The sequence below is a fragment of the Paenibacillus sp. NPDC057886 genome (genome assembly GCF_042796655.1).
In the GTDB taxonomy this organism is placed as follows: Bacteria; Bacillota; Bacilli; order Paenibacillales; family Paenibacillaceae; genus Paenibacillus.
This window is the reverse complement of the sequence record NZ_JBHVMZ010000001.1, coordinates 134,437-157,621: the sequence shown is the minus strand read 5'-3', so window position 1 is coordinate 157,621 and position 23,185 is coordinate 134,437. Positions and strand designations below refer to the sequence as shown.

At 46.1% G+C, this 23,185-nt stretch carries 25 protein-coding genes, 1 tRNA gene and 1 pseudogene; 10 read left to right on the top strand and 17 right to left on the bottom strand.

From position 1 onward, the window contains the following. Positions 1 to 161: 161 nt before the first annotated feature. The 3 genes from ACFVQB_RS00770 to ACFVQB_RS00760 all read left to right on the top strand — a co-directional run bounded on the left by ACFVQB_RS00770 (position 162) and on the right by ACFVQB_RS00760 (position 3,565). Positions 162 to 2,159, top strand: coding sequence for an LTA synthase family protein (locus ACFVQB_RS00770; protein WP_379434468.1), 1,998 nt, complete (start codon positions 162 to 164; stop codon positions 2,157 to 2,159). An 88-nt stretch (positions 2,160 to 2,247) separates the two neighbouring features. Next, positions 2,248 to 2,673: a cytidine deaminase gene (locus ACFVQB_RS00765; RefSeq protein WP_379434466.1), complete on the top strand. Its 426-nt coding sequence runs from the start codon at positions 2,248 to 2,250 to the stop codon at positions 2,671 to 2,673. 157 nt (positions 2,674 to 2,830) lie between these two features. Then, complete coding sequence (locus tag ACFVQB_RS00760; RefSeq protein ID WP_379434464.1) at positions 2,831 to 3,565, top strand: DsbA family oxidoreductase; 735 nt, start codon at positions 2,831 to 2,833, stop codon at positions 3,563 to 3,565. Between the two features lie 316 nt (positions 3,566 to 3,881). Here the strand turns inward: ACFVQB_RS00760 and ACFVQB_RS00755 are convergent, their stop codons facing one another. Together ACFVQB_RS00755 and ACFVQB_RS00750 are read right to left on the bottom strand one after the other, a co-directional pair. Next, on the bottom strand, positions 3,882 to 4,712 hold the full coding sequence (locus tag ACFVQB_RS00755; RefSeq protein WP_379434462.1) for an aldo/keto reductase: 831 nt from the start codon (positions 4,710 to 4,712) through the stop codon (positions 3,882 to 3,884). Positions 4,713 to 4,886: 174 nt separating this feature from the next. After that, complete coding sequence (locus tag ACFVQB_RS00750; RefSeq protein WP_379434460.1) at positions 4,887 to 5,168, bottom strand: hypothetical protein; 282 nt, start codon at positions 5,166 to 5,168, stop codon at positions 4,887 to 4,889. Between the two features lie 170 nt (positions 5,169 to 5,338). Here ACFVQB_RS00750 and ACFVQB_RS00745 point away from each other — a divergent pair, with 170 nt between their 5' ends. Further along, positions 5,339 to 5,737: a hypothetical protein gene (locus ACFVQB_RS00745; RefSeq protein WP_379434458.1), complete on the top strand. Its 399-nt coding sequence runs from the start codon at positions 5,339 to 5,341 to the stop codon at positions 5,735 to 5,737. A 94-nt stretch (positions 5,738 to 5,831) separates the two neighbouring features. Here the strand turns inward: ACFVQB_RS00745 and ACFVQB_RS00740 are convergent, their stop codons facing one another. The 10 genes and pseudogenes from ACFVQB_RS00740 to ACFVQB_RS00695 all read right to left on the bottom strand — a co-directional run. Next, positions 5,832 to 6,053: a YuzB family protein gene (locus ACFVQB_RS00740; RefSeq protein WP_024629198.1), complete on the bottom strand. Its 222-nt coding sequence runs from the start codon at positions 6,051 to 6,053 to the stop codon at positions 5,832 to 5,834. A gap of 21 nt (positions 6,054 to 6,074) precedes the next feature. Then, on the bottom strand, positions 6,075 to 6,377 hold the full coding sequence (locus ACFVQB_RS00735) for an iron-sulfur cluster assembly accessory protein (protein WP_379434455.1): 303 nt from the start codon (positions 6,375 to 6,377) through the stop codon (positions 6,075 to 6,077). 144 nt (positions 6,378 to 6,521) lie between these two features. Continuing rightward, positions 6,522 to 6,779: a hypothetical protein gene (locus ACFVQB_RS00730; protein ID WP_379434453.1), complete on the bottom strand. Its 258-nt coding sequence runs from the start codon at positions 6,777 to 6,779 to the stop codon at positions 6,522 to 6,524. A gap of 228 nt (positions 6,780 to 7,007) precedes the next feature. Continuing rightward, complete coding sequence (locus ACFVQB_RS00725) at positions 7,008 to 8,222, bottom strand: M14 family metallopeptidase (RefSeq protein ID WP_379434452.1); 1,215 nt, start codon at positions 8,220 to 8,222, stop codon at positions 7,008 to 7,010. Positions 8,223 to 8,462: 240 nt separating this feature from the next. Further along, the gene (racE, locus tag ACFVQB_RS00720) at positions 8,463 to 9,272 is read right to left on the bottom strand and encodes a glutamate racemase (RefSeq protein WP_379434450.1); all 810 of its coding nucleotides are present in this window, start codon (positions 9,270 to 9,272) and stop codon (positions 8,463 to 8,465) included. A 225-nt stretch (positions 9,273 to 9,497) separates the two neighbouring features. Continuing rightward, positions 9,498 to 9,884, bottom strand: a complete 387-nt coding sequence (locus ACFVQB_RS00715) for a YtxH domain-containing protein (protein WP_379434449.1) — start codon at positions 9,882 to 9,884, stop codon at positions 9,498 to 9,500. A gap of 186 nt (positions 9,885 to 10,070) precedes the next feature. Beyond that, positions 10,071 to 10,976: a DUF4261 domain-containing protein gene (locus tag ACFVQB_RS00710; protein WP_379434447.1), complete on the bottom strand. Its 906-nt coding sequence runs from the start codon at positions 10,974 to 10,976 to the stop codon at positions 10,071 to 10,073. A gap of 11 nt (positions 10,977 to 10,987) precedes the next feature. Continuing rightward, a complete protein-coding gene (locus ACFVQB_RS00705; RefSeq protein WP_379434445.1) occupies positions 10,988 to 11,449 on the bottom strand; it encodes a DUF86 domain-containing protein in 462 nt (153 codons plus the stop codon). Positions 11,450 to 11,622: 173 nt separating this feature from the next. Next, complete coding sequence (locus tag ACFVQB_RS00700; RefSeq protein ID WP_063564906.1) at positions 11,623 to 11,910, bottom strand: Dabb family protein; 288 nt, start codon at positions 11,908 to 11,910, stop codon at positions 11,623 to 11,625. Positions 11,911 to 12,194: 284 nt separating this feature from the next. Beyond that, positions 12,195 to 12,587, bottom strand: a pseudogene (locus ACFVQB_RS00695) (phage holin family protein); the annotation flags it as partial. A 439-nt stretch (positions 12,588 to 13,026) separates the two neighbouring features. On the opposite strand from ACFVQB_RS00695, the gene ACFVQB_RS00690 reads away from it, so the two are divergent. Then, complete coding sequence (locus ACFVQB_RS00690; RefSeq protein ID WP_024629188.1) at positions 13,027 to 13,623, top strand: helix-turn-helix domain-containing protein; 597 nt, start codon at positions 13,027 to 13,029, stop codon at positions 13,621 to 13,623. A gap of 676 nt (positions 13,624 to 14,299) precedes the next feature. Here the strand turns inward: ACFVQB_RS00690 and ACFVQB_RS00685 are convergent. Continuing rightward, positions 14,300 to 15,454 (bottom strand): sn-glycerol-1-phosphate dehydrogenase, encoded by a 1,155-nt coding sequence (locus ACFVQB_RS00685; protein WP_379434444.1) that lies wholly within the window; start codon positions 15,452 to 15,454, stop codon positions 14,300 to 14,302. 159 nt (positions 15,455 to 15,613) lie between these two features. Between ACFVQB_RS00685 and ACFVQB_RS00680 the strand changes: the two genes are divergently transcribed. Continuing rightward, positions 15,614 to 15,793 carry a hypothetical protein gene (locus ACFVQB_RS00680; protein ID WP_063564909.1) on the top strand — a complete coding sequence of 60 codons (180 nt, stop codon included), beginning with the start codon at positions 15,614 to 15,616 and terminating at the stop codon, positions 15,791 to 15,793. A gap of 56 nt (positions 15,794 to 15,849) precedes the next feature. Here ACFVQB_RS00680 and ACFVQB_RS00675 read toward each other — a convergent pair. Further along, a tRNA-Leu gene (locus ACFVQB_RS00675) sits at positions 15,850 to 15,933 on the bottom strand. Between the two features lie 233 nt (positions 15,934 to 16,166). On the opposite strand from ACFVQB_RS00675, the gene ACFVQB_RS00670 reads away from it, so the two are divergent. From ACFVQB_RS00670 to ACFVQB_RS00655, 4 genes are all read left to right on the top strand, one after another. Beyond that, a complete protein-coding gene (locus ACFVQB_RS00670) occupies positions 16,167 to 17,354 on the top strand; it encodes an adenosylhomocysteinase (protein ID WP_379434442.1) in 1,188 nt (395 codons plus the stop codon). 40 nt (positions 17,355 to 17,394) lie between these two features. Continuing rightward, the gene (locus ACFVQB_RS00665; protein WP_379434440.1) at positions 17,395 to 18,387 is read left to right on the top strand and encodes a Gfo/Idh/MocA family protein; all 993 of its coding nucleotides are present in this window, start codon (positions 17,395 to 17,397) and stop codon (positions 18,385 to 18,387) included. Between the two features lie 57 nt (positions 18,388 to 18,444). Continuing rightward, positions 18,445 to 18,840, top strand: coding sequence for a DoxX family protein (locus tag ACFVQB_RS00660; protein WP_379434439.1), 396 nt, complete (start codon positions 18,445 to 18,447; stop codon positions 18,838 to 18,840). A gap of 202 nt (positions 18,841 to 19,042) precedes the next feature. Continuing rightward, on the top strand, positions 19,043 to 19,402 hold the full coding sequence (locus ACFVQB_RS00655; RefSeq protein WP_379434438.1) for a winged helix-turn-helix transcriptional regulator: 360 nt from the start codon (positions 19,043 to 19,045) through the stop codon (positions 19,400 to 19,402). 77 nt (positions 19,403 to 19,479) lie between these two features. On the opposite strand, the gene ACFVQB_RS00650 is transcribed toward ACFVQB_RS00655, so the two are convergent. The 3 genes from ACFVQB_RS00650 to ACFVQB_RS00640 form a co-directional block, all read right to left on the bottom strand. After that, a complete protein-coding gene (locus ACFVQB_RS00650) occupies positions 19,480 to 21,096 on the bottom strand; it encodes a sensor domain-containing diguanylate cyclase (RefSeq protein WP_379434437.1) in 1,617 nt (538 codons plus the stop codon). A 179-nt stretch (positions 21,097 to 21,275) separates the two neighbouring features. Beyond that, on the bottom strand, positions 21,276 to 22,025 hold the full coding sequence (locus ACFVQB_RS00645) for a spermidine synthase (RefSeq protein WP_379434436.1): 750 nt from the start codon (positions 22,023 to 22,025) through the stop codon (positions 21,276 to 21,278). 132 nt (positions 22,026 to 22,157) lie between these two features. Continuing rightward, positions 22,158 to 23,060, bottom strand: a complete 903-nt coding sequence (locus tag ACFVQB_RS00640; protein ID WP_079694876.1) for a LysR family transcriptional regulator — start codon at positions 23,058 to 23,060, stop codon at positions 22,158 to 22,160. Between the last annotated feature and the right edge of the window lie 125 nt (positions 23,061 to 23,185).

Sequence of the window (23,185 nt, the reverse complement as noted above, 5' to 3'; positions counted from 1 at the left end):
GCATGTATTCCGGGAGAGCTAGGATTGATCTTGGTGATATTGCTTCCGCATGAAGTTTTTCCCCCTCGGGCGTAGTTGAAAAGCCATGACACCACGCTATAATGGATAAAGTCCTATTTTACATTCCGTTAACAAAACCATTCATCAGGGAGGAGACATATATGTTTGTCACTAAGCCAACACGCAGCCTTACGCCGCGTGGGCTTCTGAATCATCCACTTACGTTATATCTTATTTTTCTTGTACTCATGCTGCTCAAATTAATGTGGCTCCACCACAATCTGCACGCTTACAACATTACGATGGGGCTTCTGGACAAAGTAATTGCCATCGGTTCGCTACTGCTTCTGTCCTTCTGGACCTGGTGGCTGCCTCGTCGGGGCATGATTATATCACTCGTTATACTCAATCTGCTGCTCACTGCACTAATCTATGCCGATATGGTTTATTATCGCTACTTTCAGGATTTCCTAACGATTCCTGTGTTGATGCAAGCCAGACAGGTCGACGCTTTGGGTGACAGTATTGCTACGCTCATCTATGCCAGTGATCTGTGGTTCATCGTCGATTGGCTTGCAATTATCCCATATGCAGCGATCCTGCTGTTCAGCAAACGTAACCGTCGCGGACGTTACAGCGCATATTCGAACGGGTCGAACTCTTACTCATCAAACTCCCGCAAAACTACCATGCGTCGTCGACTCACCGCAGGCAGCATTACTCTGGTGTTGGGTCTGGGGCTCGCGGTAGGTCCGATTTATTATTATAGTAAAACCTGGGCAAAAGGGTTGTTTGATAACAACTGGTGGAACGTATCCATGTACAATGTTACCGGACTTCTTGCTTTTCATGGCTATGATCTGTACAACTATGCCAAAGACCAGATAGGCTCCGGACCAGAGGTCGATCCTGCCGATTTGGAGCAGGCGGAAGCCTATTTTGCGAGCAGACAACAGGCTGAGCCACTGAAGGATGCGATGTTTGGGAAGTACAAAGATAGCAATGTAATCATTGTCCAAGGTGAAGCCTTCATGAATTTCATGATTGGACAGAGCATTGGCGGTCAGGAAATTACGCCTCATTTTAACGAGCTGATGAAGGAAAGCCAGTACTACAGTCACTTTTATCACCAGACAGGTCAGGGGCGAACATCGGATGCCGACTTTGGGGCCAATATTTCATTGCATCCACTATCGGTTGGATCCGCGTTTGTCCGTTACGCAGACCACAGTTATGATTCTCTGCCTTCTATCTTGAAGGATCATGGATACAGTACGAATGTATTTCATGCCTATGAGAGCGGATTTTGGAATCGCTATACGATGTATCAGAATATGAAGTATGACAAGTTTTACAGTAAAAATGATTTTGAACAGGATGACCCGCTAGGCTGGTCCTTGTCCGATGAATCCTTTTTCCGTCAATCCGTTGAGAAAATGAGCAGTGAGGTTACAGAGCCGTTCTATTCATTCCTCATTACACTCAGCAGTCATCATCCATACGCGTTACCCCAGGATAAACAGCAGCTGGATGTCGGGGAATTCAAAGGAACGATGTTTGGCAACTATCTGCAATCCGTTCATTACGTGGATTCTGCGCTTGGCAACATGGTGGAAGACCTGAAAAATCGGGGATTGTGGGACAAAACGATCTTCATGTTCTATGGGGATCACGATAATTCCATTAAGGAGCAGCCACAATACGAGAAATTTCTCGGACGTTCGCTGAACGATCTGGATATGGAGCAAATTATGAACGAAGTGCCTTTGCTGGTGCATCTGCCCGACGGAGCCGCAGCGGGAACGATTGAGGAACCTGCCGGGCAACTCGATATTACACCTTCAGTACTGCATCTGCTGGGGATATCAGATCAATCCTACTACCACATCGGCAACGATGTGTACGACGGTTCCTCCCGCATGGTGGTATTGCGCAGTGGTGCATTCACAGATAGCTCCCTGTTCTATATCCCTTCGGATGATTACCTGTATGACAGCGGCTCCTGTTACGATCTGTCTACAGGCACCAAAACGGATATTAATGCTTGCCGATCTGGTCATGATGAAGCAACAAAGCGACTGCATGTGTCAGATACGGTCAATACGTTTGACCTGATCTCGCGTTTTCGCGAGGAGCAAGCGTCTGATTCCGCATCCTAATAGATACGAACGGTACGCTGAAGGAGCTGTATACTTCATTTTTCAAAGTTAACCCGACACTACAATGAAATGGAGCTAGTGCATTACCATGACGTCACATCCAGATCAATTCAATATCGAACAAAAGCTGTTCGAAGAAGCTGCAAACTTTGTCAAACATCGTTACCCTCAAGGGTGGGGCGGTGCGGCTGCTGTTTATACCGAAGCGGGTTCACTGTTAATCAGCGTAGCTCCAGAAGTGATTAATGACGCCACGCACTTATGTATGGAAACAGGCTCCTATTTGGAAGCCCATAAATTAAACGAGCGGGTCACCCACTCGATCTGTGTGGCACGCGACGATGAGCACTCGGAATTCAAGGTCCTCACCCCTTGCGGTGTGTGCCAGGAACGACTGTTTTTCTGGGGAGAAGACGTTAAGGCCGCCGTATACAATCCTGACGGAGCTTTAATTTACAAAAGGTTGGACGAAATTCAGCCTTACCATTGGACCAAGGCATACCGGGATAAGTAAGAAGATAAACTACAAGTGTTGAGGCTGCAATTCGTTGCATGCTTCAGCACTTCTTTTTTTCGAGGCTGGCAATAATCACAACCTTGCGAATGATGGAAAGTCGCTATATAATTGTAACTGTATTGGTTTCATTTATAGATGATGGAGGTTTTAATCGATGAATATTGAAATATGGTCCGACTTTATGTGTCCTTTCTGTTATATTGGCAAACGTCGTCTGGAGAATGTATTGGCACAATTCCCACACCGCGATGAAGTGAAATTACAGTTCAAAAGCTTTGAACTTGATCCAAATGCTGAATTGAACAGTGGAAAAACCAACGCGGAATATCTGGCTGCCAAATACAATATGAGTGTGGAGCAGGCACGTGGCATGAACGCACAGATGAACGCCAATGCTCGTACAGCTGGACTGGAATACAACATTGATGAGATGATCCCTACCAACTCCTTCTCCGCTCACCGTCTGACCCATTGGGCAGAAACACAAGGGAAAATGCTTGAGCTGAGCGAACGACTATTTCAAGCGATCTTCATTGAAGGCAAACATGTCGGCAATACCGATGTACTGATCGAGTTGGCTGAAGAAGTGGGTCTGGATCGCAATGCCGCAGCAGAAGTGTTGTCCAGTAATCAATTCGCAGACCAAGTGCGTGCCGACCAGGCCGAAGGTGAACAGTTAGGCATCCGGGGTGTACCGTTCTTCGTATTTGATCGCAAGTTCGCTGTATCTGGCGCTCAACCGGATGAGGTGTTCCTTGATGCGATTCAGAAAGCATGGGACGAGCGTTCCCCTTTCACAATGGTAGAGTCCAACACCACTGACGCAGATGGCAGTGGAGTATGCACAGAAGACGGCTGCGAGGTTCCGCAACCTGATTCATCCAAATAACACAAAAGCAGCAGGTTCAGGGGATACCCCTGGTCCTGCTGCTTTTTTTCACTCTACAACTCAAGCTCATTATAAAGGTTTAGTGTTCGATGAACAGTTGCAGTGGAGGGGACGGAATCGATTCTGAAGAAGCGAAGCGTTCGCCTGGAAGCTTTCTGTAAGAAAGCTGCTTCGGAAGCATAAGCTGTCTCCTAATTTTCACCTTTTGAATATTGAATCAAAAAATTTGGAGACAACAGCGATCGAAAGAACGATCCGTCACCGGAACAACTACAAGCAGATCATTAAACACTTATTTTGGAATTGAGCTACACCCTCAATCCCAAAACAGCTGATCCGGATGTGGTCCCGTCCGTTTATCCGAATCCAGCGCATCAATCAGTTTCAACTCATCTGGAGTCAATTCAAAATCAAAAATGTCCGCATTCTCGCGAATCCGCTCCGGGGTAACCGATTTCGGAATCGTCACGATCTGGTTCTGGATATCCCAGCGCAGAATAACCTGTGCCGGTGTTTTTCCGTATTTCTGGGCCAGACTTTTCAAGGCCGATTCCTTGTTCAGTTTGCCTCTCATAATGGGGCTCCATGCCTCCAGTTGAATACCCTGCTCCCCACAGAAATCCTGCAGCTCCTGTTGAATCAGACCTGGATGCAGTTCCACCTGATTCACCGCAGGTACCGTCCCACCTTCATCTATGATATCGCGCAAATGGTGTACTTCAAAATTACTTACACCAATGGCACGTACGCTTCCTTCGCTATATAGACGTTCGAATGCTCTCCACGTCTCCTTATACTGGTCTCTGCCAGGCCAGTGAATTAAGTATAGATCAATGACATTCAATCCAAGCGCCTTCTGACTGGCCTCAAATGCTCTCAAGGTCGAATCAAACCCTTGATCTTCATTCCATAGCTTGGTTGTCACAAACAGCTCATTCCGGGCAATACCACTGCTCGCAATGGCTTGTCCAACTTCCTCTTCATTTCCATAAACGGACGCCGTATCAACGCTCCGATATCCGACTTCCAATGCGGTCTCCACCGCTTGCTGTACTTCCTTGCCCTTTACTCGATAGGTCCCAAATCCCAGCCATGGCATCGTCACGCCGTTGTTCAGAATCGTACAATCTGTAATATGTTTTGTCATTCTGTACCTCCTGTGTGAAATTTGCCTGCTCTTGGTCTATTAACCTTCTCACCAAATTTTAAGCGGCACGTTACATACAGTTTTGACTGAGATCCATTTCTCGGGGCCATCCAAAGAGACATGAATAACCCGCAAAGCACTGCTGCTCTGCGGGTTCTGTTGTGACAGGAACGCCTATAAATCCCCTTGCCCATTCAGACTCTGGATCGAGTTCAATCTTCTCTTCTCCTCAATGAACATCTCTTCTGCCAGCTCAACGCCCTGACCTCCAAGCGAACGTTCGGCTTGACGCATGGCCTGCTCGGTATGCGCCAAACGGCGTTCTGCTTGTTCAATGGTCTGTTCTGTTGGATGTGACATTGCCTGTGAAACGGCAAAATGAAGTTTGTTCACTGCATTCTGCGCCTGGGATACGGTCGTATCGGCTTGCAAACTGGAATCATAACGCTTCGGCATGAGTATTCCTCCTTGGGATCATGTTCCTGTTACCCCTTTAGGATGGTTGACATCAGCCTTCCTTATTCTTGTTTTGCTGAAAAATGACGGATTGCTTCGCTTTTCCCCATAACCTTTTTCGGTCTGACTGCGTTAATTAATTAAGTAACTTTTCACAAGGAGGTTTGGTTTTGAAGAACTTTTGGATTGTTCTCATTCTGGTACCTTTATTCCTACTTGCCAGTGGCTGTGCACCTTCCACGTATGAAATAACGGGATATACAGACTCCTCCATTAATGACGAGATTCCGGTTCCCGTGAATGCAAAACAGCTGAGCGTAACGGCATATTCAGACAATCCAAACATAAAAACAGGCATTAAATATGAATTGAAACATATCGGGGGAGAACAGGGATTATATGTACCATCCGATTATTTCGAGAAGTTATCCGAAGCTGGATGGGTTGAGGTGGAAGAAGAGCGAATGGGACATGTTCATTATTTGAAAAAAAGCGATACGATTATCGCCATTGAGATTCAAGAGGATACCTTTGAGATTTTTGAAATGAAGCAGGACTTCACTTTTTAATCTTGTAGCATTTCCGATTACAAACTAAAAAAGAGAGGCCTAGGCCTCTCTTCTCCCTTCGTGAACAATTTTGCCCACTGCAAATGCAGTACAATTACTTCACGAATTTCGCTACTTTTGCAAGCACTTCTTCTTCTGACGGAGCACTGATGTACCGACCGTTGATAAAGACAAAAGCACGCTTCGCACAAGGACCGCAATACGATTTGCAACCAATTTTGATCTCCGTATCCGGAGCCATTTTCTCCAACTTGGCTACAATCGATTTTAGTCTGATATGATTACATTTTTCGCATACGCGGATATCGTTAGCCATGAGTTCCCCTTCTTCGCTCCCTTAGTGGTCGCCGTGGTTGCCTTTGGATGGGTTCGTAATAACGAATCCTTCTTCAGGGAAGTAAAGGTAATCAATTTTAACGCCATCCAGCAAAGGTTGATTATTCTCAAGAATAACGTCGATCTCTTTATCGGTAGATACGACCGTATCATTTTCTTTTGGCGTATCGATATCAAGTCCGTAGTGGGCATGATCTCCATGCGCATGCGTGATCACAACGCGCAGCAATTTACCTTCGTTCTCAGGCTTGTCCAGTTCAAGTTTCAATACTTTCGCGGCATTACGTGTAATTTTGCAGTTCATTCCATTCATCTCCTATATTGTAATTGCTGGTTCCAACAATTTTTCAGTATTTCTAAACTCCAGCATCTATTGTAAAGAAAATTACTGCGCTTCGCAATAACATTGATGCAAAATCGATGTTAAAACCACCCATTTTGTGTCGGATTAAGACGACACACCCGCTGTAAGTACCGGATATTTGCGCTCAGCACGACTTACAAACCAGTTCATAAGCAACAACGTAACCCCGATATCATCTATAGGCATAAACGGCATCACGTCAGGAAGTACCCAGTAGAGCAGCGCTGGGATGATGAACAGCAGCTTCTCACCCAAAGGGATCTGCGGAGCCCGCAACAGACGCGGCAGCCGTTTGAATACTTGTGTCCATCGTTTGAATGACAGCAGTCTTCTCCACTTCATATGAACCCCTCCGTATGATTATTGCACTGAAATAAACAGCAATCGTTATAGTCACACCCATCATTAACCGTTCCAGAGCAATCCGGAACGAAAGATGCAACATGCAGATTAAAAAACGAACGCCGGTAACAGCGCCCGTTCCTGTTATACGACTGGACAACCCGTAAGTTTCATGTCTTCCCATCCAGATTATGTTAAGTCAGTTTTCTTGAATTTCCCGTCTCCTTGTCAGTGCTCTCGATCTGATAACAATTCAGCCAACAGCATGCCAACCTCTACGCAGATGTCTTCGAACTGATCCATGGGGAGCGGATTGACCCCGAGTCCCACTTCTACCGTGAAGCCAGGCTTCCGAAACTTCTGAATGAACCAGTCTTTGTATCCTGCATCGCTTCCACCCAGCTTAACTGCCTTGTACCCTGAAGCTCTTGCCAGTCTGCGTGACAGCGGGGCACTCTCCTTTGGCTCCAAATCGCGGTAGTTCCAATAAATTTCCTGTCCCTGGCTGTGAAGCGAGACGACTGCATCGAAAGTATGCTGCTCGGTCCACTGTGCAAGTGCCCACGCCTCCGGTTCCGATAAAGGAGCGGTTCCTGCATAATCTCTGGGCCCTGGAGTCGTTATCCCTCTTCTAGCTGCCTCTTCCTCCCAATAAGCCGGAAATTGATCGTTAAGGTCCACCCCCCTGATATTGGACTTCCAATGCGTAAAATGGGAGCGTCCGGCATTCCATTCCAGCAATTTTTCTGCATGGGGATGATCATTGACCACGCCCTCTTGCACCAATTCAACTCCATCCGGGTTGACCATGGGCACAGCCCACAGCGTGGTTTCCTGCATCCAGCGTTCCGTCTGGAATTGATGCCACGGCGTATACGTGCTGTAGGCCTTCGCATATTCTTCAATGAACCGCATCAGAACCGCCGTTGTCAGCCACTCATTTGCATGAACAGATGCGTTGACATGAATATGTCTGGGTCCTTGACCCAAACGCAGATAAGGCAAAGCCTTGCCCATGACACTACTGCCAATTGAGCCAATCTCGATAAATGGATAATTCTTTGCCAGCAAACCGATATCACGGTTCATTTCGCGGTAACCATACTCTCCCTGCAACTTTACGATAGTTTTTCCATTTGAATCCGGAATATGAATACATCGCCCGCACCAGTCCGGAATGTTCGCTATTTCTGGATTGGCCTCGCGCAATTCTTCTTCATTCAGTCCAAAACGTAATGCAATCACGGCCACTTTCTCCCCAGGCTGCACTGCATACCTGCGCCCTGCTCCCGGCGTAATGCGCAGCATCTGTCCTGTCAGCAAATAGGGCTGGGACGCTGTTTCCGGGTTGAGAGCGGCCAGTAACTCCTTGGTCATATGGTTCGCTGCCGCAATACGCGACAAGGTATCTCCCTGATGAACAATAATCCATTGCAGCTCCATGTCGATCTCCTTTCCCTTAGGAAATTGTGTAATCTCCCGTCCTTTTCTCGCCTGTGTCCTTACTGTATGTAATATGTATGCGGATCTGGTTGTCCGTCATGTGACATGAATCGCGTAAATCCCTCCAACATAAGAAAAACGTGATGATCATCCGAAGCTCTTCTACTTTCTGATATAAACAAAAAAATCCCGGAACACTAAGGGTTCCGGGATTCTTATAAACATAGAAATCAAAAAAAGTTATGGTAATTGGGTAACCTGCCACACAACTGGCGTTTTGGAGATCTGCTCTCCCAACCATTGGCGGGTAATATTCTGGAACATACGTGGGTCCCCTGTGCAAAAAAACTGATGTACGGGCGTCTCATCCCCACTGGCCAGCTTTCGTTTATCATACAAGATCGTACTGATTTCCCTCGCTGTTTCATCTGCCGAACTGATCAGCTTCACTTCCTGCCCCATAACCTCCTGAATGGTATCCATGAGAAAAGGATAGTGCGTACAACCCAGAATAAGACAATCAATCGGCTGTTGTTTAATCTGGCCTAAAGATTGCTCCACCGTACTTGTCGTTTGCTCGGAACGGAATTCGCCTTGCTCCACCAGTGGCACAAGTGCCGGACAAGCCTGACTGACCACATCAATATAGGGAGACAACTGTTTGAGTGCAGATGTATACGCACCACTTCCAATGGTCCCCACGGTGCCAATGACACCGATGCGTCCTGTGCGTGTGGCTGTGATGGCTGCTCGTGCACCTGGATGAATGACACCAATGACAGGCACTTTCACCTTGGCTCGAATATAGTCGAGCGCTGCTGCCGTAGCCGTATTACAGGCGATAACGATAACCTTCGGATCGAACTGGATCAAGAAATCAACGATTTGTTCCGTGAATTGTTTAACTTGTTCGGACGAACGGGGTCCGTACGGTGTCCGGGCAGTATCTCCAAAATATATGATCTTTTCCCGTGGGAGCTGACGCATCACTTCCTTGGCGACGGTCAATCCCCCTACACCGGAGTCTAATATAGCGATTGCTTGCTGCACGAACACACCGCTTCCTTCTTCATTGAATTGGTTCTACTAACAAATTGGTTCCCAGAGCTTTCTTCCTACCGTATGAATTTTCAGGCAAAAAGGTACCTACATCTTACCCGATTTCATCGCAGGGTTCAAACAAAATGCCGTATCGTACCACTCCTGCACCACCACGCACAACAAAGCAGGCCCCCCTCCAGATGGAGGAAAGCCTGCTCACGTTCAAGCTTAGCTTTAAATGTTTTCTTTGGAATCATCGGCAGGAAGCTTCGCGATGACTTCAATGCCTGACTCATTCGCTGCCTCTGCATCGATGGAAGAATCGGAATCAGTAATGACTGCGGATACGCGCACTTCTTTACCTTCAGCGCAATTGCGCCAGGATTGAATATCCTGGATAACGACATCTGCCGTCTCTTTTACTTTGGATACGATCTGTGCGCTTTGTTCGCCTACCTTGCTAGCCAGTTCCTGACCCTTCTCACTCACCTGACGTGCACCTTCCGAAATATCTTGACGAAGTTCGCGTCCGGATTTTGGCGCCAGCAGCAAAGCTGTCACTGAACCTACAACTGAGCCGATTAATGCTCCCCACAACAAACTTTTGTTAGAATCCTTCACGTCGCATCTCTCCCTTTACCTTAAATGAAGTACCGAATAACCAAGCAACGGACTGTTGCTCGTCAATCCGGGCGAATGCCTACTCTGTTGATGCAGTATAAGCAGCAAGGGCTTGACCTGACACTCGGATACCAAAAAAATTCTGGATACCGTCTTTCGCACCTTCTGACTTTATATTGATATGCCTCAGGTCTGCCGCGCCGGCTCAAGCGGAGCAGCGGCATGTTCATCCCCCGGGTCCAGATCAATTACATAACGTCCTGGTGCGATCAATGCCGCCTGATGCTCACAACGCCAGCGTCGTCCGCCGGAAGATCCCAGCGTCTGTCCGTCCTGTAGAACATCTCCCTGATCAAATATGTAATAGGCGGCACCGAGTAATGTCTGGGCTACCGTATCCGGATCGAGTCCAATGAAATGACACTGTACATCAGGCACACCAAGTGCCGACAATCCTACCGTGTCCATAACCAGCTGACGCTGTTCCTCCGTGCCTCCAGCCTGATACATGCGCACATTCATCGCAGCGTAGAGATGCTCCTCACGCTCCTGTGACAGCACATAGGCTTCCGGCTCAACCAATTTGTCACTGCCGTACCAGTATAACGCCTCACAAGGCATCACTTCCATAACAGCCTGAATCGTCTTTTGGAACAATTCGAGTCGCTGTTTGCGCGGCATGGCAGCAGTGAACATATCGTGAATCCGGATGGAATATTGGATCGTTTCCATAGCTTGTCCTGCTTCTGGCCAATGCCAGGCTTGCTGCAAAGCCCCTCCAAAGCGGGCGCGATCTACAATTTCAGTAATGGGGAGCATGCAAGTCTGTGCCGGAATGTTACCTTCCTGAAAAGAAACCTTATGGTCCAGATGGTAGAAAACCAGCATCTCAGGATTATGCTCCGCATTGCCCTGCTTTACATCAAGCCGGACTTGTCCGGTATGACGACTCAGTGCATCTTGCAAACGTCCCTGATCTACAACGGGACGTTCCTGAAATAACAACTCAATCATATATACCGGATGAAATCCGGAAGGTATGTCATTCGTTTCATTATTTCCTTCTTGATCTTCTTTCCATTCGTTCGTCATGCTGCTTCCCCTCATTCCTTGCTCTTCCCCTCGGCCTGTGCAGTCTGGAAAGGTCCGAGTTCTTTTTCCACATAAGTATTGACCTGAAGGGAAAAATGTTCAAGCACGCCCGGCAAGTCACTGCTCAGCGGATGCAGTTCAGACCGCTCCCAGCTGTAATAGTCCTGAACGAGCGGCTTGCGCAACGATACGAGGAGACTAAGCACCTCATAGGTTGCATGATCAAAAACGTTCTCTTCGTGGTTAATCTGAATAATATCGTCATAGCTGCTCGCATCACGCATGATGAAGCCGTCAATGAGATAACTTCCCACATCCGTAACGATTTCAATCGCCAGATGAAGACAACGCTCCTGTACCAGACCCAGCATTAGACTGCCATCCCAAGCTTGTGACGCGCGGCGAAGGCCTTCGGCCACCTCCGGTACGGCAGCAAGCCGGCGGGCAATCTGTTCCCTGTTTACGTAATACAATGTGTTCACTTCCCGTTCAGTGAATTATCGGTTCCTTTTTCCTCTTCGCTTCAGCCAAAATAACATCACAGGACAAGCGATCAGAAACACGACAAAAATATATAAAAATTCCATAACGTCTCTTAAATCGCTCATGCAGAGTCCCCTTTATCCAAAGTAGAATGAATAACAGATTAGATTTCGTAGTCCACTGCAATCGACTGCTCTCTGACCTCGTTCATATACTTGATGACTTCCTGATGCAGCGGATGCACCTGATATGCCTGAAGATCTTCCAGTGATGCAAATTCTGCCGTAAGTGAGATGTCAAAAGATCTGTCCGAACGAAGCACGTCAATACCCACTTCAAGCGAGACCAGAACATCAATTTTCCCTTGCAGATTGCGAAGAACATTCGCAGCCGCTTCAATACTTTCAGGAGAACGATCTTTCATTTTAAACAGAACAATATGTTTAATCATCAGACAAGCACCTCATTTGAGTATAATAATTGGTATGAATGAATTTTCTTGTATCCAAAATATATCATAACGTCCTCTATTACGAAAGGATACTTGGAAACGTTCTCTTAAAAGACAATCTAATCGGGGCTGCTTTCATTCGCCTTTGATTTCTCCTGAGACATATTATCCGTCTGCTCACTTTGGTTTGTCGGTTTTTCCGGAATAACTTCTGCTGCTTTTTCTTTTGTTTCCTTATCCTCCACGTTCGGCTGTGGTTGAGGCCATTCCCGTTCAGACAACCCCTCCTGTTTTTTCAGCACCGCTATAGCCTGTCTGAGCTTGTCAGGCAATGGAAGCCCAATGCGGGCATAATTTTCGGTAATGGATATCAGCTCATTCATCAGATAAAAGTAGATGGCTCCCCCTTTAATGATGTCAGTTCCCATGAGCAGATCAATTCGGTGGGCAAGCAGAATAACCGTCAGCATGAGACCTTTGCGCGCCAGCCCCCAGAATCCAACATTACTATTCAATCCTTTACCCGTTCTGACTGCCGCAGCGAGACCCGTAATATAATCCACAGCCATTGCAACCGCCAGCAAGCTGAGCAGCTGATCCCATCCACCAAAAGCAAACGTCATGAACGCCCCAGAAATGGCAGCAAAGGTACTTACGGATGGACTCACGTTTCTCACCTCTCCCTCTCACTTGATCTCCATACAAGATATGTAAGAGTAAGAGATTTTGACAGTCCACATGCCTTGCTGAACAAGCGGATTTCTAATTTCAGATTTGTGCACATTGGAAATTGGTTCCTTTAACGAAAATCGAATATTTATGGGTAAATCAGGGAAATAAACCGCACCATATCAACAAAAAACAGATAAAAGTACTATAGTCCCACCAATAGGTATTTAGACTCATTTTATTTTTATTCATTATCTATTTGATCCCTTAAATTTAGTGAAACATTGTAATCTAGGAATATACTAGGATGTGAAATGCGTCTGTTCTAGTTCATAATTCCTCCTTTGGAGCGGATTCACGCATCCGTTCATTTGAAACAGTTGCACCCGGCACTTGAAAGTACCCCCATACTTATTGTAGTATTTGGTTAAAAAAATCGGAGGAAATATGCCTAATCAACCAGAACAACATTCCATCCAGGCGTGGTCTCTGATCAACCGTAAATATTTGGGAAAAGGCGTCCGTGTTAAACGATTCCGAAAACCGACACGCTGTCAAATCCGCAACCGTGTTCTTCTTGCCGTGCTGATGGCCAATGATATCAAGTTGTCCCAGCTCGCCGAAGATCTATCCATCTCTTCACGCAGTGTCAGCGCGTGGGTGTATGAAGGACGGATACCCGGCAGTACCAATTTGGACAAGGCATGCCAGTTGCTCGGCTACCCGCGCCACATTCTTTTTAATGAAGAAGTGGTACGCAAAAGCCCTGTCATTTGTCAGCCCGAGCCTTCCCGCTTCATGAAGCGTACGGTGACCCGTTCTCCGGTTAGCAACCGTATTCTGACAGGCTTGTGTATGGTCCATGATTTGTCGGTGACAGATGTCAGCCACTGGATCGGGGTTCACCCCGGCACTTTCCGCAAATGGCTGCATCAGGGAACGCTGCCTTCTGCTGCGTTTCAGGAACAAGCGGAACAATTTTTCCGCATCCCGAAAACTATTTTGTTCGCAGATGTCATCTTGAAAGATCGCCACAATAACTAAATTAGCGAACAACCAAAAGGCTCTGTCTTCTCCCATTGGGAAAGACAGAGCCTTTTTAAAATACCACTTTCATCGTACAGGTTATATTAGGTTACCATTTCTCCAGTCGGGTGTACTCAGCATCGTCTCTAAGGGGCGATAAGCAGCCCTCTTGCCCTCCAACCAGCTTTGGACGCATCATTCCTTCATCCCTAGTAACTCCTTAACCTGTGCCGATACAGCTCGCTCTCTGAACGAGGCGAAAATCCCTTTGTCGAAATACGCGGAGAGTTATGCCAATATATACCTCAAAAATGCTAACTAGCCATTCCATTAAATTCTTAATCATTTAAAGAAATAGAACTTCATCGTTAGCTTCATTTTCATCATATATTTGTACGAACAATTTAACCCATTACTTTTTTTATGAAGTATAAAAAGCTCTGTCCCCCAAAGGAGCAGGCTTTAATTCACACTCTAATTCACCTTGTATAACGTTTGTTCCGCTCCATCCTAACCCCTTGTATGCCCGTGTTTTTCAAAAATTCATGTAGATATGTTGATATCGAATCAAGTGTAATATCCTCTATTGTAAACAATGACACTATCTTGTCTCATACATTACATTCCTCACTGTTAATTTGTACGTACAATTAAATGCACGAGATAACACTTGTCCATATTATTTCTTTTATCCTTATTTCGAACCCACGTTAAGAATCTCGTTGATATATTTCAGTCCTGTATAACGATCCCGAAGCAAATGAGCTGTGGCAAAAGCATGCTCTACCATCTCCTTGGATACACCCAGTTGTTCAGTTGTTGTAGGGCCCCCAACTTGCTCTAGCCAAGCAGTAAGCTGAGATGCATCCGGCAGATTATTGTATACATGGAAAACCGGCTCTTCGGATTTTTGTGCAAGATCTTTGTATTTTACGGTAAGCAGTGCACAGGCCACTCCCACCTTGGCACCATGCAAAACAGGCTTGTGCCCTGCCTCCATCAGATCCATCTCCCATCGATGGGACAGATGATGTTCTCCACCGGATGCAGGACGGGAATGATCAATGATCAGCATGGAAATGCCGGAAGCAATCAGCGCATCCATCAATACAGTCACACCATCGGCCCGTCCTTCAGCGATACCTTGTACATGCTCCACACAGGTCGCTAGTGCTTCTTCCGTCATGCAATAAGCTACGGGGCAGAACGGTTCCCCGCCCAGATCCCTGGAAACCACCCAGTCTGCCAGTGATGTATATTTACCAAGCATATCTCCGAATCCGGCGGCATTCATCTCTTGGGGCGCTTGCTCCAAAATATCGATATCCGCGAAAATAGCTTCAGGCGGCACCGCCTGGAAAGTTTGTTTGACGCCGCTTACAATAAGAGGTGCACCTGCCGAGGTAAATCCATCAACCGAAGCTGCTGTAGGTACTGACAGAAAGGGCTTGTTCATTTTGGAGCAAACAAATCGCACCAGGTCATGAATAGTCCCTGAACCAGCAGCAATGATTGCCTGACTTTCCTGTTTCACACCGAGCAGTACTTGCACAATCCCGCCCTCATCGGCGATCACGTCGCCTGCTTTGTTCTCTGGCATGCATATCTCATCCACATGAACGCCAGCTTCTCGGATGTTCTTTACCACCTCGTGTCCTGCTGCCGGACCTGTAAATCGATCATATACCACTGTTACATATTTGTACTCTTGCTCTGACAAATAGCCAGATAACCGCTCGACAGCTCCATGCTCCAAATAGACCTGCATTTGCACCAACCGATGATCATGCCCACAAGTACAAGTCTGCGCTTCTTCATTCCATGCTGCAATTCGCTCGTTCATATTCATTCGCCCTTAACCTCCCTTAAGAAATATCATGCATAATTACATGGTTAAAACCACAAAATGAAAAAAGGAAATAAAATGTGAGTATTTTCCTGATCACACTTTACTTCCTGTTTTAAAAATTTGCAAATCCTAAACTCACACCCCCAAGCAGGTGAACCTATGAAATTAACTAAAGAAATAGGGATTTCTCTCGGATTTCTCGCAGGAACAACGTTTGGCAGCGGCATTGCTTTTCTGTTTCGTTTTCAGGCGTATGAGGTCATGGCCAGTGTTGCGCTCTTTGGTATTGCCGGAGCAATTGCGGGTCTATGTGTGCAACAATTCATATTCAATAAATAAAAAACAAAAAAGCTCGCAAATTGCCTTTAGAGCAATTCGCGAGCTTTTTTCTCCGATGCGGTCGAGAGGACTCGAACCTCCACGGGGGTTAGCCCACACGGACCTGAACCGTGCGCGTCTGCCAATTCCGCCACGACCGCATAATATGTATCTTCTCATCATGGATGAAAAGCATTCCGGTTAAGCAATTGCTTGTTTTACCGTAATTAAGAGTATACATGCTCTGAAATAAGTTTGCAATACCTTTTTTCCAAGTTGTAATGGATAGGACATATGTCCTTTTTTAACCTCATCAAACTCCCTATCGTAGACATTAAGCAGATCAAGTGTCCTGATGGACACGCTATACCTTGCATAGAAAAGGGGAGTTTGCATGACGATCAAGAACACAACACATGAACGTATTGAAGAAGGAAAACGCAGCATTCACTGGACGGAAATGCATATGCCCCTGCTCGGCGAATTGAAATCCCAGTTTGCCAAAGAGCTGCCTTTTGCTGGATTAACCATTGGTATATGTATTCATGTGGAGCCCAAAACTGCTGTGTTATGCCGAACTCTCCAAGCAGGTGGAGCCAAAGTTGTATTGACTGGCAGCCCGGGCACAACCAAAGACGCCGTCGCAGCAGCTCTGCAAGAAGAAGGCATCACGGTATATGGTCAACGTGCGGACAGGCGTAATGAGCACCTGCAAAATATCCAAAGTGTACTTCGTCATCACCCCCATCTCCTCATGGATAACGGAGCTGATCTGGCGCGCACCCTCATTCAACAGTATGATACCAGCACTCTAATTGGCGGTACGGAGGAGACAACGACCGGGGCCAATCTGCTGCGTGAAGAGACGGGTGAGAACATTCCTTTCCCGATCATTGTCATTAATGACAGTCCACTCAAACGAATCATGGAAAATGAACACGGTGTTGGTCAGACCATTATTGAAGGTTTTATGCGTACTACAAACCTGATTCTGCCCACACGTCGTTTCGTCATCGTAGGTTATGGAACATGTGGACGAGGCATCGCCAGGTATTTGCGGAATCTGGGCAGCCAGGTTGTTGTCGTTGAAACCGATCCGATTGCGGGTCTGGAAGCCGCGCTGGATGGATTCAGAGTGGCACGACTGGAGCATACATTTGCATTTGCCCAAGTGTACATTACTGTCACTGGCCGTCCTAACGCCATTCTGAAGGAACATTTTACCCAGATGAATGATGGAACGATCCTCGCCAATGCCGGACATTTTTCTTGGGAGATGGAATTGGAAAGTCTCCGTCAGGATGCGAAGCATACCGAACAACTGACAGCGGATATCGAACAATTTACATTAGCCAACGGACGTCGACTCATGTTACTTACTCAAGGCGAGATGCTGAACCTGGCTGGTGGCAGCGGCAACCCTGCCGAAACGATGGATTTGGGCTTGTCCCTGCAAGCCGCCTCCCTGCTATATCTTGTACAGCAACGCCAACACCTCATCCTCGGACCACAGCCGGTTCCTCATAACGTTAACAACACCATTGCCGGACAGATGCTTAAGCATTTAAGCTACAAGATCTAATCATCGTGAATGGTAATATGCATTTAAAGGAGAGGTTCACATGAAAAAAGCCAAACTTTGTTTTATCGGTGCAGGATTCCATGCATCCACAAATATATATCCTTCGGCTGTTGAAGCAGGAGCAGAAATTCAGGCCATCGCCACCCGCAGTATTGAACGGTCCGCGGCGGCTCTGCTTCGTTTTGGGAGCAGTGGGAAAGCGTATGACAATACTCAGCTGATGTTGCAAAATGAAGACTGTGATGGCGTCATTGTTGTGGCGCAACCAGAGGATCAGACAGTCCTTGCCCTTGAATGCATCCGGGCTGGCAAAAATGTATACGTCGATAAACCCCTCGGATGGAATACTGCCGAAGCTGCTGCTGTGGCTGAAGCTGCCCAAAAGGCCGGTGTGGTTGTCATGGTTGGATTCATGAAACGATATGCTCCGGTCTATATAAAACTCAAGGAACTGATTGATGGTGGATCATTGGGTAGAGCACGTTCTTTCCAAATGAAATTCGCTGTAGACAGCACACCCTTCTGCAAGGATGAAGAACAATTCATGAAGCTCGCTGCCATTCATATGGTTGATCTGATGCGTTTCCTGTTCGGGGAAGCCGTACAGGTCACAGGCACAACGGTTAAGGACGGAGAACATATTAACCAGAGCATTTCCCTGAAATTTGATCATGGTGTGGTGGGCAGTGCCTACTTTGCTGGCATGAGTGCATGGTCACGCGAGAGCGAAAGTGTACTAGTCACCTTTGACGACGGATTTGCGTTAGCAGATGAGATTAATACACTTACGGTTCATCAATCTCGTACAGGGGATAACCTTCCCTGGAAGTCCCTTGAGGAGCAGGATACTGTTTTTACCCCTTCCGGCTCTCCCATGTCAGGAGCCTATCGTGACCTTTACTTACGAGGGTTTGTAGGTGAGATGGCTCATTTCATGGAATGCTGCCAGAACAAGGCTGTTCCACATTCCAGTGGCAAGGATAATATTGAAACCATGGCGCTATGTGATACCATTCTGGCGTCGCTGATCTGACGTTTATACGATATAAGGCCAATCAATTTATACAACCTGAGAAGAGGAAATAAATATATGTTAGACGCTGGATTACTTATCATTCGACTTGTTATTGGTTTTATTATGATGGGTCATGCATGCAAGAAACTGTTTGGCTGGTTTGGTGGAGAAGGCATATCAGGAACAGCTGAATTTTTTGGGGCGATTGGTCTGAAGCCTGCGAGAGTTATGGCTGTCTGTGGAGGCCTTCTTGAATTGATCGGCGGATTCCTGTTTGGGGCAGGTCTCTGGACTGGTGTTGCTGTCATTTTGCTCATTATTCCTATGGTTGTTGCCATAGTGAAAGTCCATGCAGGTAAAGGACTTTGGAATCTGAACGGAGGGTTCGAGTACAATCTGGTTATGCTCGGATCACTAATCGGTGTTGCACTTGCGGGTGCAGGAGCGTACTCCCTGGACACTTTACTATAATCAAGCTTTTCAATCCTGAGAACCTCGATGTTTCGCGATACGAAACCGGGGTTCTTTGTTGATTTAACATCATGCCGATGCATGGGGTTTATAATCCAATGGAGAAGTGATATGCTCATAGATGAGTGATATGTACATTTATGTGCTGTAGTACTGAAATGGATACTATAAATAACCACCACGAACTGGAGGTGCAACTATAATGAGAAAGAACCCGAACGATGCGTGTCCCTCACCTTATGGCTGTTCCGTTGAAGTCACGCTTAGTGTCATCGGAGGCAAATGGAAAGGTGCGATTCTATATCACCTGTTCTCCGGTTCGTTAAGATTCAACGAGATCAGAAAATTATTTCCTGATATTACCCAACGGATGTTAACTCTCCAGTTAAGAGAGCTGGAAAGCAGCGGAATTGTTCACAGGGAAATATATCCTCAAGTTCCGCCCAAAGTAGAATATTCGCTTACACCATTTGGAGAAACGCTCCGGCCGATTATTTACAGCATGCGAGACTGGGGAGAACAGTATACGAATGAAGTCCTGGCCAGATCACAAGAGGTGTAAACAAAAGACAAAAGAAGCTGTCCCTTTCTCAGATGGGATCAGCTTCTTTTGTTTCCGATATGGGAGATGTGTGAACCTTATTTTATGACCGTTTGAATGGTAATGGTACGATTACGTCCCTCTTCCTTGGCTTGATATAACGCATTGTCCGCCAAATGGAACAACTCTGTCGCCGTTGTGGAATGCAACGGATACTCGGCAATGCCTACCGAAATGGTCACGGAACGATCAATAGGCAATATACTTTGTTCCACGGATACGCGGATATGCTCGGCAATTTGATACGCTGTTTTGGAATCCGTATGTCGCAGTAACACCACAAACTCCTCCCCGCCAAACCGAGAGCTTACATCCTGCGTCCGAACCGACAGTTTAATGATATCCGCGATATGCTTCAGAACCTGATCTCCCGCATGATGCCCATACGTATCGTTTATGGTTTTGAAACGATCAATATCCAGAACCACAATGGAGAAAGGAACTTCTTCTTCAATCCAGTGCTGAATGACTTCTTCAAATGTTCTGCGATTGGTCATTCCGGTTAATACATCCGTTCTGGCATCATAAGTTAGCTGATCCTTCTGCTTTCTAAAATTCGCCAATGCGCTCAGCACAGTGCGTGTTAACAAGTCCGCTTCCCTGTTCCAATGTGGCTTCATTACAGGCAGATCTACTTTGCCCTGATCCACCTGGTTAACCAAATCTGCAAGATAAACAAACGGACTGGCCAGTTTGCGTGCTACACGAATAACGATAAGCGTCAGAATGATAAACGGAATTGAAGTGTACAGGAGCAACATGCGAATATGTTGATTCAGCTGATCGTATACCATCTGGGTTGGAGATACGACAACAACGCCCCAATCTGTTGTCGGGACCTTATAATAACCTGCGAGTGAATCCACACCCGCCAGATTCTTGTATTGTTCTTTCCCTGTCTGGTGGTTAAGCAATTTCTGCACAATCTGGTTTTTGCTGAGATTTTCACCGATTCTTTCCGTATCCGGGTGAAATAACAATGTCCCTTTGGCATCAACAATAAAAAAATAAGAGCCATTACTGGTCTTCAGCTGACTGCCAAATGACAGGTTCAAGATGTTGTTTTCCTGTAGATAAATGCTCCCACTAATCGAACCTTTGAAATCACCTGATGGACTGAAGATTGGTTCACTCACAAATACGATTCTTCGTTCCGAATAAGGCGCACGGTACGCTTCGGATATATAGGAATCCCTCGATTTGAACGCTTTTTTGGCTGCATCAGAAGTTATAGGTTGTCCGAGGCTTTTTTCCAAATAAGGAGATGAACCCCGAATGATTCCCGATGCATCTACCAGAGAAACCGAATTGAAATAATTGCTGCTGTTTCGAATCAAATCCAGTGTGGAATCCAGTTTATTGGCGTCTGCATAGTCTATTTCCGGAAAATAATTAGCTGAATACTTCAAACTGGCCTGCATGGATTGAAACAACGAGTCCAGTGTTTGGCTCATCTGCACGGCACTTGAATAATTAAGTGAGAGTGTGTTATCAATTAGCGATTGCTTCTGGGATGTATAAGATGAAATAAACATAATGGTCAATGTCATCAAAACGGCAATGGTGACCAATCCACTCAACAGAGCGGTAAGGCTGATTTTTTTGATCTCCCTTACTTTTCTTCTTAATCTGGATGTTTTATTCTCTGCGATCATTATTGCTTCCCCCGGTTTTTCATGAAAAGGCATATTCCTTCTATCTTATACGAAAGTTGTTAAGAAGAAATAAATAGTTTGTGAAGTTCGAATAATTACATAGGAAGATTGACGATTTAATGACAATTGATTACATGCAATGGTACTTTTTTTGAAATCGTCTGAAACTGTATTTGAGATTAAGATTCATTTGAATCCACAATAACATATCCCTCGCCAGGCTGCTGTTCTACAAACCCAGCCATATGACGCGTTTGAAATGAAATGGGTCCGTCACAACCAACCAAAATACGATTTTGAACTTCATCGATGGTTTCAGCTGGCAATGCAAATGAGCGCGTATAAGCGAAGTGTTCCTGTAACGTGGTATGAATCGCATTCACCTGTCTGTCATTGCCCGCACGACCAAATACATTCAGCAACACCATACCACCAGAATGCAATTTATCTTTTAGCATCGTGAAAAATGAGCTTGAAGTAAACTGTGCAGGAGTTCCAGTAGCCGTAAAAGCATCTACAATAATATAATGGTATGAGCCTGAAGCTTCCTGGTCCAATCGTTCACGACCGTCACCAACCAGCACATGATCTCCACTATATCCAAAGAAAGTTCTGCTGAGCTCAACGACTTCCGCATCGAGTTCGGCGACTTTTACTCGACGGTTAGACAGGTAGGTTGATAAGGTTCCAATGCCGTGGCCCACCACAAAAACCGATTCATAACCGGGATTATTTCGTTCCATTAAGTGAACCATCGCTCTTGGATACTCCAGCACCATTCGGGAGGGATCGTCCAGATCCATTGCCCCCTGTACTGCTGCATTGGAGAACTCCAGCACACGAAACCGGCCCTTTTCCCCATAAAGCTTGGATGTGTCATATATCGTCAACTCATGCTGTTCACTCTTATTTCGGTATAAAACTCGCACTGAACGTTCTCCCTTCATCCTTTTACGCAATGATTATAAGTATGTTCCTATATATTATACGTGAAGATAGTATCGTACCTCAAAACAGCAAAAAAAGACTCCGCTGAAACGGAGACGGTTTTACATGACCATTTAGGATTGAATCGCCTCATGCAGAGCCTGGACATACTCCATGCCCAGATTGGAAAGCGAAGCATTTTTGTGGCTGATCCAGCCAACATTAATGGTCTCTTCACACTCCAGCGGGACGGGGATGATCTCATTCCCATTCAGGTCGGCACTAAGCACACCTGTCGAGATGGTGTATCCGTTCAAACCGATTAACAGATTAAACAACGTGGCTCGGTCGTTAACCTGTATGCTTTTGGGATGAGAAAGTGTGCTTAGGATTTCCTCTGAAAAATGGAAGGAGTTATATTCCCCCTGGTCAAAGGACAGGTATGGATAATCCTGAAGCTGTTCAATTGCAACCGACTCCTGCTTCGCCAGCGGATTTTGCACACTGATAAAGATATGCGGCTTGGCAACAAACAGACTATTGAACACCAGTCCCGCATCCTTAAGCAGTTTGTTAATAACTTTGGAATTAAATTCATTCAGATACAGAATGCCAATCTCGCTGCGCAGGCTTTTTACATCCTGGATAATCTCATATGTTTTCGTCTCCCGCAGAGCCAGTTCATATTCATCCTGTCCATACTGCTGCACCAGTTTCACGAATGCATTCACTGCAAAAGCATAGTGCTGTGTGGAAACGGAGAAATGTTGCGGAGAGGGCTTCGCATTCAAATAACGATTCTCCAGCAATTCCGCCTGCTCCACCACCTGGCGCGCATAACTTAGAAATTCCACGCCTTCTTTGGACAAAGTTATCCCTTTATTCGTACGTTCAAAAATGGTAATCCGCAGTTCCTGCTCCAGATCCCGAATGGCATTCGACAGGCTGGGCTGGGAAATAAACAGCCGCTTGGCGGCTTCATTCATCGAGCCACGCGTGGCGACTTCAATCACATATTTGAGCTGTTGCAGCGTCAATGCATTATTCCCCTCTCTCTGGTGCACTACTTGATCATTACTATACCATATTGCAACCTAGGCGAGCTCTCTTTCAGGGTGCAAAAAGACGCCCCCAACCCGTATATGGTTGTGGACATCTTTGT

Excerpts from the sequence above, each read along its gene's own strand:
- ACFVQB_RS00680 (WP_063564909.1), top strand. The coding sequence starts at position 15,614 with ATGAAATTAACTAAAGAAATAGGGATTTCTCTCGGATTTCTCGCAGGA.
- ACFVQB_RS00650 (WP_379434437.1), bottom strand. The coding sequence starts at position 21,096 with ATGATCGCAGAGAATAAAACATCCAGATTAAGAAGAAAAGTAAGGGAG.
- ACFVQB_RS00770 (WP_379434468.1), top strand. The coding sequence starts at position 162 with ATGTTTGTCACTAAGCCAACACGCAGCCTTACGCCGCGTGGGCTTCTG.
- ACFVQB_RS00755 (WP_379434462.1), bottom strand. The coding sequence starts at position 4,712 with ATGACAAAACATATTACAGATTGTACGATTCTGAACAACGGCGTGACG.
- ACFVQB_RS00670 (WP_379434442.1), top strand. The coding sequence starts at position 16,167 with ATGACGATCAAGAACACAACACATGAACGTATTGAAGAAGGAAAACGC.
- ACFVQB_RS00765 (WP_379434466.1), top strand. The coding sequence starts at position 2,248 with ATGACGTCACATCCAGATCAATTCAATATCGAACAAAAGCTGTTCGAA.
- ACFVQB_RS00750 (WP_379434460.1), bottom strand. The coding sequence starts at position 5,168 with ATGCCGAAGCGTTATGATTCCAGTTTGCAAGCCGATACGACCGTATCC.
- ACFVQB_RS00660 (WP_379434439.1), top strand. The coding sequence starts at position 18,445 with ATGTTAGACGCTGGATTACTTATCATTCGACTTGTTATTGGTTTTATT.
- ACFVQB_RS00725 (WP_379434452.1), bottom strand. The coding sequence starts at position 8,222 with ATGGAGCTGCAATGGATTATTGTTCATCAGGGAGATACCTTGTCGCGT.
- ACFVQB_RS00735 (WP_379434455.1), bottom strand. The coding sequence starts at position 6,377 with ATGAACTGCAAAATTACACGTAATGCCGCGAAAGTATTGAAACTTGAA.
- ACFVQB_RS00760 (WP_379434464.1), top strand. The coding sequence starts at position 2,831 with ATGAATATTGAAATATGGTCCGACTTTATGTGTCCTTTCTGTTATATT.
- ACFVQB_RS00710 (WP_379434447.1), bottom strand. The coding sequence starts at position 10,976 with ATGACGAACGAATGGAAAGAAGATCAAGAAGGAAATAATGAAACGAAT.
- ACFVQB_RS00690 (WP_024629188.1), top strand. The coding sequence starts at position 13,027 with ATGCCTAATCAACCAGAACAACATTCCATCCAGGCGTGGTCTCTGATC.
- ACFVQB_RS00730 (WP_379434453.1), bottom strand. The coding sequence starts at position 6,779 with ATGAAGTGGAGAAGACTGCTGTCATTCAAACGATGGACACAAGTATTC.
- ACFVQB_RS00665 (WP_379434440.1), top strand. The coding sequence starts at position 17,395 with ATGAAAAAAGCCAAACTTTGTTTTATCGGTGCAGGATTCCATGCATCC.
- ACFVQB_RS00700 (WP_063564906.1), bottom strand. The coding sequence starts at position 11,910 with ATGATTAAACATATTGTTCTGTTTAAAATGAAAGATCGTTCTCCTGAA.
- ACFVQB_RS00740 (WP_024629198.1), bottom strand. The coding sequence starts at position 6,053 with ATGGCTAACGATATCCGCGTATGCGAAAAATGTAATCATATCAGACTA.
- ACFVQB_RS00685 (WP_379434444.1), bottom strand. The coding sequence starts at position 15,454 with ATGAATATGAACGAGCGAATTGCAGCATGGAATGAAGAAGCGCAGACT.
- ACFVQB_RS00655 (WP_379434438.1), top strand. The coding sequence starts at position 19,043 with ATGAGAAAGAACCCGAACGATGCGTGTCCCTCACCTTATGGCTGTTCC.